The organism is Streptomyces sp. NPDC001880 (assembly GCF_053594575.1).
Map to the genome: position 1 here is coordinate 91,513 of NZ_JBSFET010000015.1, position 13,403 is coordinate 104,915.

Annotated in this window: 12 protein-coding genes; 11 read left to right on the forward strand and 1 reads right to left on the reverse strand. The window is 71.3% G+C overall.

Going from position 1 to position 13,403, the window contains the following annotated elements:
• Positions 1 to 3 precede the first annotated feature (3 nt).
• The 3 genes from ACWCQ6_RS12355 to ACWCQ6_RS12365 all read left to right on the forward strand — a co-directional run bounded on the left by ACWCQ6_RS12355 (position 4) and on the right by ACWCQ6_RS12365 (position 3,418).
• Entirely contained in the window at positions 4 to 981 is a 978-nt protein-coding gene (locus ACWCQ6_RS12355; protein WP_451088189.1) for an ABC transporter ATP-binding protein, read from the forward strand.
• On the forward strand, positions 971 to 2,236 hold the full coding sequence (locus ACWCQ6_RS12360) for a dipeptide ABC transporter ATP-binding protein (protein ID WP_451088191.1): 1,266 nt from the start codon (positions 971 to 973) through the stop codon (positions 2,234 to 2,236). The genes ACWCQ6_RS12355 and ACWCQ6_RS12360 overlap by 11 nt, the downstream gene beginning before the upstream one ends.
• A gap of 180 nt (positions 2,237 to 2,416) precedes the next feature.
• A complete protein-coding gene (locus ACWCQ6_RS12365) occupies positions 2,417 to 3,418 on the forward strand; it encodes a hypothetical protein (protein WP_451088193.1) in 1,002 nt (333 codons plus the stop codon).
• 17 nt (positions 3,419 to 3,435) lie between these two features.
• Here the strand turns inward: ACWCQ6_RS12365 and ACWCQ6_RS12370 are convergent, their stop codons facing one another.
• A complete protein-coding gene (locus ACWCQ6_RS12370; RefSeq protein ID WP_451088195.1) occupies positions 3,436 to 5,568 on the reverse strand; it encodes a prolyl oligopeptidase family serine peptidase in 2,133 nt (710 codons plus the stop codon).
• 165 nt (positions 5,569 to 5,733) lie between these two features.
• Here ACWCQ6_RS12370 and ACWCQ6_RS12375 point away from each other — a divergent pair, with 165 nt between their 5' ends.
• The 8 genes from ACWCQ6_RS12375 to ACWCQ6_RS12410 all read left to right on the forward strand — a co-directional run bounded on the left by ACWCQ6_RS12375 (position 5,734) and on the right by ACWCQ6_RS12410 (position 13,374).
• Complete coding sequence (locus ACWCQ6_RS12375; RefSeq protein WP_451088197.1) at positions 5,734 to 5,928, forward strand: hypothetical protein; 195 nt, start codon at positions 5,734 to 5,736, stop codon at positions 5,926 to 5,928.
• A 65-nt stretch (positions 5,929 to 5,993) separates the two neighbouring features.
• A complete protein-coding gene (gene mshB, locus ACWCQ6_RS12380) occupies positions 5,994 to 6,893 on the forward strand; it encodes an N-acetyl-1-D-myo-inositol-2-amino-2-deoxy-alpha-D-glucopyranoside deacetylase (protein ID WP_451088199.1) in 900 nt (299 codons plus the stop codon).
• On the forward strand, positions 6,890 to 7,327 hold the full coding sequence (locus ACWCQ6_RS12385; protein ID WP_451088201.1) for a DUF6113 family protein: 438 nt from the start codon (positions 6,890 to 6,892) through the stop codon (positions 7,325 to 7,327). Before mshB ends, ACWCQ6_RS12385 begins: the two co-directional genes overlap by 4 nt.
• A 339-nt stretch (positions 7,328 to 7,666) precedes the next feature.
• Positions 7,667 to 9,715, forward strand: a complete 2,049-nt coding sequence (locus tag ACWCQ6_RS12390; protein WP_451088203.1) for a peptidoglycan binding domain-containing protein — start codon at positions 7,667 to 7,669, stop codon at positions 9,713 to 9,715.
• Between the two features lie 170 nt (positions 9,716 to 9,885).
• Positions 9,886 to 10,824: an ABC transporter ATP-binding protein gene (locus ACWCQ6_RS12395; protein ID WP_451088205.1), complete on the forward strand. Its 939-nt coding sequence runs from the start codon at positions 9,886 to 9,888 to the stop codon at positions 10,822 to 10,824.
• Entirely contained in the window at positions 10,818 to 11,573 is a 756-nt protein-coding gene (locus ACWCQ6_RS12400) for an ABC transporter permease (protein ID WP_451088207.1), read from the forward strand. Before ACWCQ6_RS12395 ends, ACWCQ6_RS12400 begins: the two co-directional genes overlap by 7 nt.
• Complete coding sequence (locus ACWCQ6_RS12405; RefSeq protein WP_451088209.1) at positions 11,570 to 12,766, forward strand: sensor histidine kinase; 1,197 nt, start codon at positions 11,570 to 11,572, stop codon at positions 12,764 to 12,766. Before ACWCQ6_RS12400 ends, ACWCQ6_RS12405 begins: the two co-directional genes overlap by 4 nt.
• Positions 12,763 to 13,374 (forward strand): response regulator, encoded by a 612-nt coding sequence (locus tag ACWCQ6_RS12410; protein WP_451088211.1) that lies wholly within the window; start codon positions 12,763 to 12,765, stop codon positions 13,372 to 13,374. The genes ACWCQ6_RS12405 and ACWCQ6_RS12410 overlap by 4 nt, the downstream gene beginning before the upstream one ends.
• The last annotated feature ends 29 nt before the right edge of the window (positions 13,375 to 13,403 follow it).

Here is a 13,403-nt window from a genome sequence, read left to right on the forward strand (position 1 = left end):
GCCATGTTGCTCGAAGTGCGCGATCTGCACGTGGAGTTCCACACCCGCGAGGGTGTCGCCAAGGCCGTCAACGGGGTCAACTACTCGGTGGCCGAGGGCGAGACGCTGGCCGTCCTCGGCGAGTCCGGCTCCGGCAAGTCCGTCACCGCCCAGGCCGTCATGGGCATCCTCGACATGCCCCCGGGAAGGATCAGCGGCGGCGAGATCCTCTTCAAGGACCGCGACCTGCTGAAGATGAAGAAGGACGAGCGCAGGAAGATCCGCGGCCAGGAGATGGCCATGATCTTCCAGGACGCGCTCTCCTCCCTCAACCCCGTGCTCAGCGTGGGGGAACAGCTCGGCGAGATGTTCGTCGTGCACCGCGGGATGTCCCACAAGGACGCGAAGCTGAAGGCCGTCGAGCTGATGGACCGGGTCCGCATCCCGGCGGCGAAGGAACGCGTCGGGAACTACCCTCACCAGTTCTCCGGCGGCATGCGCCAGCGCATCATGATCGCCATGGCGATGGCGCTGGAGCCCTCGCTGATCATCGCGGACGAACCCACCACCGCCCTCGACGTGACCGTCCAGGCCCAGGTGATGGATCTGCTCGCCGAGCTCCAGCGCGAGCTGAACATGGGCCTGATCCTGATCACCCACGACCTGGGCGTGGTCGCGGACGTCGCCGACAAGATCGCCGTGATGTACGCGGGCCGGATCGTCGAGTCCGCCCCGGTCCACGAGATCTACCGGGCGCCCGCCCACCCGTACACCAGGGGCCTGCTCCAGTCGATCCCGCGCCTGGACCAGAAGGGCCGGGAGCTGTACGCGATCAAGGGCCTGCCGCCCAACCTGCTGCACATCCCGCCCGGCTGCGCCTTCAACCCGCGCTGCCCGATGGCCCAGGAGATCTGCCGGGGCGAGGTGCCGCCGCTGTTCGAGGTGGCCGAGCACCGCGAGAGCGCCTGCTACTTCTGGAAGGAGACGCTCGATGCACGCTGACCACTCGGGGCGCGAGGAAGCGCGCGAAGAGGGCGGGAAGGCCCGCGTGCCGCTCGCCGAGTCACGGGCCGGGTCCGCCGCGACGGGGCGCGGCGAGCCGATCCTGGAGGTCCGCGATCTGGTCAAGCACTACCCGCTGACCCAGGGCATCCTGATCAAGAAGCAGATCGGCGCGGTCAAGGCGGTCGACGGGGTCTCCTTCGACCTGGCGGCGGGCGAGACGCTCGGCATCGTGGGGGAGTCCGGCTGCGGCAAGTCGACCGTGGCGAAGATGCTGGTGCATCTGGAACAGCCGACGGCCGGCGCGATCAGGTACAAGGGCGAGGACATCACCAAGCTGTCGGGGCGTGCCCTGAAGGCCGTGCGCCGCAACATCCAGATGGTGTTCCAGGACCCGTACACCTCGCTCAACCCGCGCATGACCGTCGGCGACATCATCGGGGAGCCGTACGAGATCCACCCCGAGGTGGCCCCGAAGGGGGAGCGGCGCCGCAAGGTACAGGACCTGCTCGACGTGGTCGGGCTCAACCCGGAGTACATCAACCGCTATCCGCACCAGTTCTCCGGCGGCCAGCGCCAGCGCATCGGCATCGCCCGCGGGCTGGCCCTGAACCCCGAGATCATCGTCGCCGACGAACCCGTCTCCGCCCTCGACGTCTCCGTACAGGCACAGGTCGTCAACCTGCTGGACCGGCTCCAGGCGGAGTTCGGGCTCGCTTACGTCTTCATCGCGCACGACCTCTCGATCGTCCGGCACATCTCCGACCGGGTCGGGGTGATGTATCTGGGCCGGATCGTCGAGATCGGCACCGACGAGCAGATCTACGACCACCCCACGCATCCGTACACCCAGGCGCTGCTCTCCGCCGTCCCGGTGCCGGACCCGGCGGCCCGCGAGCACCGGGAGCGGATCATCCTGCACGGCGACGTCCCCTCGCCCGCCAACCCGCCCTCGGGCTGCCGCTTCCGCACCCGGTGCTGGAAGGCGCAGGAGCGGTGCGAACTGGAGGTGCCGCTGCTGGCGGTGCCGGCCGTCTTCCGGCTGACCGAATCGCCGGCCGGACACGACTCGGCCTGCCACTTCGCGGAGGAGAAGCAGGTGGTGCCGCCGGAGGGGCTGCTGGAGGCGCCGGGGGAGACGGCGGCGGAGGAGGACGGCTCGGACGGGGAGGACGGCTCGGACGGGGAGGACGGCTCGGACGGGAAGAACGGCGAGAACGGGCCGGCCCCGTCCGGGAGCACCCGGGCACGTTGACGCGGGGGCAACCCGGCCGTCCCACGTCCGGCACACGGACCGGCCGGCATGTCCGGGTACGGCCGCGCTGTGCCGTGTACCGGCCGGGAGGGCGCCAAGTCCTCCCGGCCGGTTGCCCGTTCGAGCACCACGCCGGTGAACCCCTTGTCCGGCGGACAGGCACGGTGGAGTATCGCTCGGGTGATACTCACTCGGGGGGCAAGGGTCACCGGTGCCGTTCTCTGCGCCGTGCTCGCGCTGATCGTCGCGGGCTGGCTCGTACGGGACATCAGGGCGGCCGACGACATCGGGGCGCTGTGGCGCTACTGGGCCGGCTACTACGACGCGCGGCTCCCGCTGCTGCCCGCCACCTCGGCGTACGACGTGGTGCTGCTCGTGGTGTATCTCTTCGCCTTCGTCGCGGCCCTGCGCTCGTCGTCGGCCGCCGCGGTGCTGGTCGCGACCGGAGTGGTCACGATCGTCCTGCGGCTGCCCGCGCTCTGGAACATCGGCGAGCCCCGGATGAACGCCCGGTTCACCGACGACCTGCGCACCCGCGCCCTGCTCTGCGCCTTCGTGGCGCTCGCGGCGGGCATCGCGCTGATCATCGCCGCGGCGGCCGGCCGCAGGCCCGCGCGTGACTTCTCCGAACGCCTCCCGGCCCGGCCGGGGCAGGGCGCGGGCGTGATCGCCTTCCTGTTCCTCGGTGCGGCGGGAGCGGTCGTGATCGCCTGGGAGATCCGCCAGGCGGTGCGGATCCCCGACATCTACCCCGACTGGTTCGTGGGCGGGGACCGGGTCCTGCAGGGGCTGATCGACCCGCCGCCCGGCTGGTTCTCGGCGGTCCTGGCGCTGCTCTGCCTGTTCGCGGGGGTGAGCGGGCTCCCGCGCGCCGTGCACGCGCGGCCGTTCGGCCTGATCGCCGCCGCTCTGCTGCTGTTCGGCGGGGTGCTGGGGGTGGTCCGCGCGGTGCACTACGAGCTGCTGGACCACTTCGGTGACCTGCACGTCGAGGAGCAACTCACCGCGCTGACCGGCTTCTTCGAGGTGATCGCCGGAGCCGCGGTGCTGCTGGCGCTGGCCCGGCCGGGCCCGGCCGCACCCCCGCCCCTGCCCTGCCAGGGCTACGGGCAGGGGTACGGCCATCCGCAGCCCGGCGTCTTCGGGCCGCCGCCCCCGTCCCAGCCGCCGCCCGGCTGGTGACGGGGAGGCCGGCCGGATCAGCCGTCGAGTCCCAACGACCGCTTCAGGAAGTCGACCTGGAGCAGCAGCAGGTTCTCCGCCACCTGCTCCTGCGGTGTCATGTGCGTCACCCCGCTGAGCGGCAGCACCTCGTGCGGGCGCCCGGCCGAGAGCAGCGCCGACGACAGCCGGAGCGAGTGCGCGACCACCACGTTGTCGTCCGCGAGACCGTGGACGATCATCATCGGGCGTACCTGGTCGGCGGCCTCCGAGAGACCCTCGTCCGTGATCACCGAGTTGTGCGCGTACACCTCGGGCTGCTTTGCCGGGTCGCCGAGATAACGCTCGGTGTAGTGGGTGTCATAGAGCCGCTGGTCGGTCACCGGCGCGCCGACCACCGCCGCGTGGAAGACATCGGGCCGCCGGGTCACGGCCAGGGCCGCCAGATACCCGCCGAACGACCAGCCGCGGATCGCGACCTTGCCGAGGTCCAGCGGGAACCGGTCCGCAAGGGCGTGCAGCGCGTCGACCTGGTCGTCCACGGAGAGCACGAGATTGTTCTTGACCGCCTTCTCCCAGCCCGGCGAACGCCCCGGTGTGCCCCGGCCGTCCGCGACCACGACCGCGAAGCCCTGGTTCGCGAACCACTGCGACGTCAGATGCGGATTGTGCGCGGCGACCACCCGGCGGCCGTGCGGTCCGCCGTACGGATCCATCAGTACCGGAAGCGGACCGTCCGACTCCTTGTACCCCTCGGGGAGCAGAACGGCGCACGGAATTCGCCGTGCGCCCCCCTCGGCGAGACGCACCCGCGCGGAGAGCACCGGCTCCTCGGCATGGCTCGCCACGGTGGCGACCGGCTTGCCGTCCCGGAACACCTCGGCACGGGCGCCCGGCCGCTCCGGGACGCTGCTGACCAGCACCGTCACCGCGCCCGCGCGAACCGCCGAGTGCACCCCGGCCCCTTCGGAGACCCGCTCCACGCCCAGTTCGTTGACCCGGTAGACATGGGTCTCGCCGATCTCCGGTTCCGCCGCCTCCTCGCCGGCCGAGGCCGCCACCAGGATGTCCGACTCACCGATGTCCAGCACCGCCCGGAGCTGCAACTGCGCCCCGGTCAGCAGCCGGTCGCCGACCGCGAGCACCCGCGCCCCGCCCTCGTCCGCGATCCGCACCAGCCGTCCGTCCGGGGTCCAGGCGGGCACCCCGGGGAAGATTTCCAGCCAGACCGGGTCCTCGTCGGCATGAACCGTCCGCGTCGAACCGGTCTCCGTGTCCACCCCGAGGAAGAGGTGGCTTCGCTGGTCGCGGGACTGCACCAGCAGCAATGGCGCCCCGTCCGACGACCAGTGCACCTGAGCCAGATAGGGGTGGCGTGCCCGGTCCCAGACGACTTCGGTACGGGTGCCGTCCAGGCCGAGCACGAAGAGCCGCACCTCGGCGTTGGGCGTTCCCGCCGCCGGGTACGCGACCTCGGCGGGCCTGCGGTCCGGATGCGCGGGGTCGGCGATCCACCAACGCCGCACGGGGCTGTCGTCGACCCGGGCGACCAGCAGCCGGTCCGAATCCGGCGACCACCAGAAGCCCCGGGAACGCTGCATCTCCTCGGCCGCGATGAACTCCGCGAGACCGTACGAGACGTCCTTTGCCTCCGGTTCGGCGAGCGCCCGGTCCCCGTCGCCCTCCGCGCCCACGACGCGCAGCGCGCCCTTGGACACATATGCGATGTGTCGTCCGTCCGGTGAAGGTCTCGGGTCGATCGCCGGGCCCGGAACGGGCAGCGCACGTGCCGTACCCGCGCGCAGTTCGGCGACGTACACCTTCCCGGAGAGCGCGAAGGCGGCCAACTCGGCCGCCGCGTCGACCGCGTAGCCGACGATCCCCGAGGAGCCCTCGCGGCTGCGCTCGCGGCGGGCCCGCTCCTGCGCCGACAGCCGCTCCGCCGAACCCCCCAGCAGGGCCTCGGGATCCGCTACCACCCGCTCGTTCGGCGCCCCGTCCTTCGGCAGGTCGAGCACCCAGAGCCGGCCCGACCGGTCCGTACCGGAGCCCGACCGCAGGAAGATCACCCGCTCCCCGTCGGGGGAGACGGTGAACGACCGAGGGGCGCCGAGAGTGAACCGCATGGTTCTGGCGTGCTGGCGGGGAAAGGAAATCTGCTGCGAAGTCATGTGTCGAACCTAGTCCCCGACCGCCCGGTCGTGCGCCCCTCGTGCTGCTGTGCCCCGATCAATGCGTTACGACGGATAGTTATGATCCGTAGCGCTCGGTGGGTAAGAACCTGCTGGCTCCATGTGTGCTGCCCGTCCCGACCGTACCGATGGAGGTGAACCGCCGTGGCACTCAAGATTTCGGCGGTGGTGCTGCTGGCGATCGTCGTCTTCCTGCTGATCCGGAAATCCGGACTGAAGGGCGGACATGCGGTGGTCTGCGCACTGCTGGGTTTCTATCTTGCCGACTCGTCGATCGCGCCGAGCATCTCGAACCTGACCACGAATGTGGCGGGCATGATCGGAAGCCTCAACTTCTGAGCCCCGGCTCGTCGACGAAAGGAGCGCGGGCGGTGATCGGTGCGCGCGGCTCGTAGGGTGGTCCCATGACGGACCATCCCGCCCGGCGCCTCCTCCTGGTGCACGCGCACCCCGACGACGAGTCGATCAATAACGGCGCCACCATGGCCAAGTACGTGGCCGAGGGTGCCCAGGTCACCCTGGTGACCTGCACACTCGGTGAGGAGGGCGAGGTCATCCCGCCCTCCCTCGCCCATCTCGCGGCCGACCGGGACGACACCCTGGGCCCGTACCGCCGGGGCGAACTCGACGCGGCGATGAAGGAGCTGGGGGTCACCGACCACCGGCTCCTGGGCGGCCCCGGCCGCTTCCGCGACTCCGGGATGATGGGCGCCGAGCAGAACCACCGCCCCGGCGCCTTCTGGGCCGCCGACGTGGACGACGCCGCCGGACACCTGGTGGAGGTCATCCGCTCGGTGCGCCCGCAGGTCCTGGTCACCTACGACCCCGACGGCGGATACGGACACCCCGACCACATCCAGGCGCACCGCGTCGCGATGCGCGCCGCGGACCTCGCCGCCGACCCCGCGTACCGCGCCGGGTCCGGCGCCCCGCACCGCATCGCCAAGATCTACTGGAACCGGGTGCCCCGCACGGTCGCCGAGGAGGGCTTCGCCCGCCTCCGGGCCACCGCGCCGGACGCCTTCTTGGGCATCGCCGCCATCGACGACGTACCGGGCGTGGTCGACGACTCCAGGATCACCGCGCAGATCGACGGCGCGGCCCATGCCGCCGCCAAGAGCGCGGCGATGCGGGCCCACGCCACCCAGATCGCCGTGGAGGGCCCCTTCTTCGCCCTCTCCAACGACCTGGGCCAGCCCGTCTTCACCACCGAGTGCTACGAGTTGGTGCGCGGCGAATCCGGGGCCCCTCAAGGCGTCCGGGAGGACGACCTGTTCGCGGGCGTGGCGGGGGCGGAGCGGTGAGCGGCGGCAAGCAGGGCGCCCCGCGCCCCTCCAGGGACGTCGCGGCCACCGGCCTCGCTGCGCCCCTCAACCCCGGGCGGATCGCCGGCTATACGGGCCTCGCCGTGCTGGGCGCGCTCGTCGGGATCGCCGGGGCTCTCGTCCAAGCCGCGTGGTTCCCCGCCGGGTTGCTGCTCGCGCTGGTGGCCGCCGCCGCGCTCTTCTCCGGCGGACGCCTGGTCTTCGGCACCCAGCTCGGCACCCTGGCACCCGCTGCGGGATGGCTGATTTCGCTCGTTGTTCTGCTCGGTGGGCGCCCCGAAGGCGACTATGTCTTCGGCGACGAACTGGGCCTCACTCTTTTCATGCTGGGCGGGATGGCCACTGCTGTGATCTGTGCCACCATGTCGCGGTCGCCCCAACGGGGCGCCGACAGCAGGCGACCTGGCAAGTAATGTGCCATGTCCGATCCTGTAATGCCCCTTGTCCGTTCGGTGGTCGCACAGCCGTTTCCCCCGGTCGCGAGGTGTCTGCCTGCGGCGGCCAGTATGGTGGTTCGCGCGCCTAGCCGGGTGCTGAAGATCTTGACCGGGCTCGCGACGCCTGGCACGCACATCTGCGGCGTTACCGAAACGCCCTGATAGCTCCGCTATGAGGACGCTCCGGCGCCCTGCAGCTGCACGCGCCGGGCGCCGCTGCGTGATCCGGCCAAGACATCCAGCACCCTTCTGGCCGTCCCCAGGCCTGCGGCATGGGGGAAGTACGGGCGGCGGAGCCAATCGGGAGAACCTGCTTTGAGTCGTGAAACTGACAGTTCGTCCTCCGGGCCCCAGGGGCGCGGAGGAGCCGCGTACCCCTCGGGGACGCCGCCGTACGGATCCCGCCAGTATCCGTCGCTGCACCCCTCGCAGGATGCCCCGGAGCCTGCGGACCCGTCTCGGTCCGAGGAGCCGAAGACCGAGACGACCCTGACCACGCGCATCCGGATCAACATTCCGGGCTCGCGTCCCATCCCGCCCGTCGTCATGCGTACGCCCGTGGGTGACACCGACAACGCCGACGCCGAGCGCACGAGCACCATCCCGCGCCCCGGTTCGCCCGCGACGGACGGTGCGCCGGCCGGGCCGGACAGCGCGCCGGCCGCCGAGGCCCGGACCGAGTCCGCGGAACCGGCCGCCGAGAAGCCGGCCAGGGAGAAGAGCGGCAGCGACTGGTTCGCCCCGCGCAAGCCCCCCACGAGCACCTCGGTCGCCGGTGGTACGACGGCCGGTGGCGGCACGGCCGGCGGCGCCGAGGGCATCAGGGGTGCCGCGCCCGCCGCGCCCACCCCGCCCCGCCCCGATCTGCCGTACTTCTCGGACGGTCCGCAGCGCACGGGCGACCAGGGCGCATCCCGCCCCGACGACTTCGGCGGCCCCGCGTCCGGTGGCCCGCGTCCCACGCCGAACCTCGGAGTGCGTACACCGGGCCCCTCCGGGCCCACCACGGGCCCGGCCACCGGCACTTCGTCCCTGACGCCGAGCCTCGGGGGACCGGGCGGCACGGGCTCCGGCCCGATGGGCTCGGGCCCGCAGGGCACCGGTGCCCCCGGCGGCCCGCCGCGGATGTCCGACGACACGGCGGAGCTGACGCCGCAGTTCGCGGCCCCGGCACCCTCCGGCCCCGGCGGCAACGTCTCCGGTGACACGCTCACCAGCGGCATCCCCGTCGTCCCGTCGGAGAACCGGCCGCCGTCCCTGTTCCCGGGCACGCCCCCGGGCGGTCGCCCCGATCCGGCGTCCCGGGTCCCGGGCGACCCGATGGGCACCGGACCGGCGGGCCCCGGCGGCCCCGCCGCCGCGTCGGCCCCGCGCCCCGAGCCCGCGTCCACCTCCGCTCCGGCTCCGGCGAAGAAGCAGGGCCGCTCCAAGCTGGTCCTCCTCGGCGCCGGTGTCGTCGGGCTGCTCGGTGTCGCGTACGGCGCCGGGCTGCTGATGAACCACTCCGAGGTCCCCAAGGGCACCACCGTCCTCGGCGTCGACATCGGCGGCGGCACGAAGGAGGAGGGCGTCACAAAGCTGGACGCCGCCCTCGGCAAGCGCGCCGTGACCCCCCTCCAGCTGTCCGTGGACGGCAAGAAGACCGAGCTCGCGCCGGACAAGGCCGGGCTCGCCCTGGACAGCCAGGAGACCGTGCGCTCGGCAGCGGGCAGCGACTACAACCCGGTCTCCGTCATCGGTTCCCTGTTCGGCAAGAAGCGCGCCGTCGACCCGGTGATCCCGGTCGACGAGGAGAAGCTCGGCGTCGCGCTGACGGACCTGGCCGGTGTCTCCGGCTCGGCCAACGACGGCACGATCAAGTTCGAGCCGGGCAAGGCCGTCGCGGTACCCGGGAAGCCGGGCAAGGCGCTGGACGTCAACCAGTCGATGACCTCGGTACGCGACGCGTACCGTGCCCAGGTGCAGACCGGCCGGACGAAGGTCGTCGAACTGCCCGTCACCACCCGCGAACCCACCATCGGCCAGGCCGAACTGGACCGGGCGATGAAGGAGTTCGCGAAGCCCGCGATGTCCGGTCTGGTCACGATCAAGGCGGGTGCCAAGCAGATCCAGTTCGGCCCCGCCAAGTCGCTGCCGCAGATCCTCTCGATGGTGCCGGTCAACGGCAGGCTGGTCGAGCACTACGACAAGAAGGCCATCGAGACCCTCTGCGACGGTGTCTTCGACGGCATCATGATCACCAAGGGTGACGGCAAGAAGCACCAGCTCGGCGCGGACGACGTGGCACACGCCATGCAGACCGCACTGCTCGGGAAGACCCCTGCCGAGCGGACCGCCACCATCCCCCTCGACGGCAACGGCTGACCGCAGCCGCACCGCACCGACCGCCCCCGACCGCATCCCGGCCGGGGGCGGCGCCGTTTGCGGACACGGCCCCCGGCAGCGGAGTCATACGCCCGGCATGACATCTGTCATCCCGTTTCCACGACCCGCGGCCCTGCCGCGCTCACCCCGTTCTCGGCCACGCTTGACGCATGACAACGACAGCCGCCGAGGCCACCGGGGCGAAGACCGCCGCGGTCCGTTTCGAACACGTCAGCAAGGCATACGGAGCGGTACGCGCCGTCGACGGGCTCTCGCTCGACCTGCACCCCGGCGAGACGGTGGCGCTCCTCGGTCCGAACGGTGCCGGGAAGTCCTCCACCCTGGATCTGCTGCTGGGCCTGCGCACCGCCGACTCCGGCACGGTCCAGGTCTTCGGCACCACCCCGCAGAAAGCCATCGCCGCCGGCCGCGTCGGCGCGATGCTCCAGACCGGCGGCCTGATGGAGGACGTCACGGTCAAGGAGCTGGTCGGCCTCGCCTGCGAACTGCACCCCAGGCCCCACCCGGTGACGGAGGTGCTCTCCCGCGCCGGTATCGCGCAGATCGCCGACCGGATGGTCAACAAGCTCTCCGGCGGCCAGGAGCAGCGCGTCCGCTTCGCGCTGGCCACCGCGGGCGCCAACGACCTGATCGTCCTCGACGAGCCGACCACCGGCATGGACGTCACCGCCCGCCAGGCCTTCTGGGCCACCATGCGGGAGCAGGCCGAGCAGGGCCGTACCGTCCTGTTCGCCACCCACTACCTCGAAGAGGCCGACGCGATCGCCGACCGCGTCCTCGTCCTCCACAAGGGCCGCCTGCTCGCCGACGGCACCGCCGCCGAGATCAAGGCGAAGGCCGGAGCCCGCCGGATCTCCTTCGAGCTGGAGGGCCGGGTCGACGCGGCGGCCCTGCGCGGCCTGCCGTTCCTCGCCACGCTCGACATCACCGGCAACCGGGTCCGGATCCAGTCGCACGATGCCGACGCGACGGTCCACGCCGTCTACGGACTCGGCCTCTACCCGCGCGAACTCGAAGTCGCGGGACTCGGCCTTGAACAGGCTTTCGTCGCCATCACCGGGGCCGAGGAGGCCAGGACCGCATGCTGAGTTTCTTTTCGTGGGCCCTCATCAGGCTCGAAGTGACCCGCACCCTGCGGAACAAGAAGTTCATGTTCTTCTCGGTCATCCACCCGTCGGTGATCTACCTCCTGATCTCCAGCACCCAGAACACCACCGACCGGATCCCGCACACCGATCTCACCTTCCAGGCCTTCTTCATGGTCTCGATGGCCTCCTTCGGCGCGCTGACCGCCGTCCTCATGGGCAACAGCGAACGCATCGCCAAGGAGCGCGAGAAGGGCTGGGTCCGCCAGCTGCGGCTCACCGCGCTGCCCGGCCGCGGTTACGTCCTCGCGAAGATCGCCGGCGCGGCGGTGGTCACCCTGCCCTGCATCGTGGTGGTCTTCCTGGTCGCCGCAGCCGTCATGCACGTACGGGTGGAGACCTGGCAGTGGTTCGCGCTGGCCGGGGTCATCTGGGCCGGTTCGCTGGTCTTCGCCGCACTCGGGGTCGCCATCGGCTACCTCGCCAGTGGGGACGCGGTCCGCCCGCTCACCATGATCGTCTACTTCGGGCTCTCGGTCCTCGGCGGACTGTGGATGCCCAGCGCGACCTTCCCGCAGTGGCTCCAGAACGTTTCCGAGGGGCTTCCCACACACGCGTACGCTTCTCTCGGCCAAGCGATCGAGATGGGCGGTCCGCCGCATGCCAAGGATGTCGCCATCCTCTGTGCCTACTTCCTGGTCTTCGCCGGCGGCGCTGCCTGGCTCTACCGGAAGGACACCTTGAAGGCGTGAACGACGACGAGACGTCCGTGGGCATCGGACGCCCGCCCACGAACCGCAAACAGGTCTGGATCAAGCTCCTCTGGATCGGTATCTGGCTCGCGTTCATGAGTGCCCCGGTCAAGGACCTGACCGACGACAACCACACCCCGTGGGCGACGGTGCTCGGCGCGCTCGGCCTGCTGACCTTCGTCGGGTCCTATCTGCTCCTGGTCTTCCGCCACACGTCCGAGCCCCTGGACCGCCGTCTCGTCCACTCCGCGATCGCCTTCCTCGGCGCACTGTCCGTCGCCCTCACCCTGTCGCTCGGCACCTCGTGGCTGGTCCTCTTCGTGTACGTCGCGGTCTCCGTCGGTGCCACCCTGCCGCTGCGGACGGCCCGTTGGCTGATTCCCGCCGTCACGGGCGTCATGGTCCTCATGGGCCTGACCGGCGACCACCCCCGCGAGATCATCACCGCCCTGGTCTTTCCCGCGCTGCTGGGCGGCTTCTCGATGACGGGGGTGAGGCAGCTGATCCGTACGACGATCGAGCTGCGCGAGGCCCGCGCCACCGTCGCCCAGCTCGCCGCCAACGAGGAACGGCTCAGGCTCGCCCGCGATCTGCACGACCTGCTCGGCCACTCGCTCTCCCTGATCACGCTCAAGAGCGAGCTGGCGGGCCGGATGCTTCCCGACCACCCGGAACAGGCGGCCGCCCAGGTCGCGGACATCGAACAGGTCAGCCGCCAGGCCCTGATCGACGTACGCGGCGCGGTCACCGGCTACCGCCGCCCGACCCTCCCCGGCGAACTCGCGGGCGCCCGCACCGCACTCGCCGCCGCGGGCATCACCGCCGATGTCCCGGCCGATTCCCCCGACGACCTCCCCGAGAAGCCGGAGGAGGTGCTCGCCTGGGCGCTGCGGGAGGCCGTCACCAACGTCGTGCGCCACAGTGGGGCCCGCCACTGCACGGTCACCCTCGCCCCGCGCCAGACCCTGGACGGCAAGGTCCTCGAACTCACCGTCTCGGACGACGGCGTCGGCCCCTCGGGCACCAAGCCGGGCAACGGTCTCACCGGCATCGGCGAGCGCCTCGCCACCGTCGACGGCACACTGATCACCTCCACGGGCAACCCCGGCTCCCGCTCCGCTTCCGGTCCGGGCAAAGGCTTCACCCTGACCCTGACCGTTCCGCTCGATTCCGGCCTAGGATCCACGGAATGAGCATGATCAGAATCCTCCTCGCCGAGGACCAGTCCATGGTGCGCGAGGCCCTCGCGGCACTCCTCGGTCTGGAACCCGACATCGAGGTGGTCGCCCAGGTCGCCCGCGGCGACGAGGTGCTGGCCGCCGCCCACGAGCACGACATCGACGTGGCGCTCCTGGACATCGAGATGCCGGGCATGACGGGCATCGACGCGGCGGCGGCCCTGCAACGCGAACTCCCGGCCGTGAAGGTCGTCGTCGTCACCACCTTCGGCCGCCCCGGCTACCTGCGCCGGGCCATGGAATCGGGCGCCGACGCCTTCCTGGTGAAGGACGCCCCGGCCTCCCAACTGGCCGCAGCGGTAAGGAAGGTGCTCGCCGGCGAACGAGTCATCGACCCCACCCTCGCGGCAGCGGCCCTCGCCGACGGTGCCAGCCCCCTGACCGACCGCGAACGCGACGTACTGCGCACGGCGGCAGACGGCTCCACCAACGCGGAGATCGCCGCCGCGCTCCACCTCTCCCAGGGAACGGTCCGCAACTACCTCTCCACGGCCATCCAGAAACTGGCCGCCCGCAACCGCGCGGAGGCGGTCCGCATCGCCCGCGAGAAGGGCTGGCTGTAGCCCGCTCCGTTCGGAACGGCCGGCTCAGG

What these genes read in the sequence shown, in the direction of transcription:
- ACWCQ6_RS12355 (WP_451088189.1), top strand. Translation starts at nt 4, where the DNA reads ATGTTGCTCGAAGTGCGCGATCTGCACGTGGAGTTCCACACCCGCGAG.
- ACWCQ6_RS12360 (WP_451088191.1), top strand. Translation starts at nt 971, where the DNA reads ATGCACGCTGACCACTCGGGGCGCGAGGAAGCGCGCGAAGAGGGCGGG.
- ACWCQ6_RS12370 (WP_451088195.1), bottom strand. Translation starts at nt 5,568, where the DNA reads ATGACTTCGCAGCAGATTTCCTTTCCCCGCCAGCACGCCAGAACCATG.
- mshB (WP_451088199.1), top strand. Translation starts at nt 5,994, where the DNA reads ATGACGGACCATCCCGCCCGGCGCCTCCTCCTGGTGCACGCGCACCCC.
- ACWCQ6_RS12395 (WP_451088205.1), top strand. Translation starts at nt 9,886, where the DNA reads ATGACAACGACAGCCGCCGAGGCCACCGGGGCGAAGACCGCCGCGGTC.
- ACWCQ6_RS12400 (WP_451088207.1), top strand. Translation starts at nt 10,818, where the DNA reads ATGCTGAGTTTCTTTTCGTGGGCCCTCATCAGGCTCGAAGTGACCCGC.
- ACWCQ6_RS12410 (WP_451088211.1), top strand. Translation starts at nt 12,763, where the DNA reads ATGAGCATGATCAGAATCCTCCTCGCCGAGGACCAGTCCATGGTGCGC.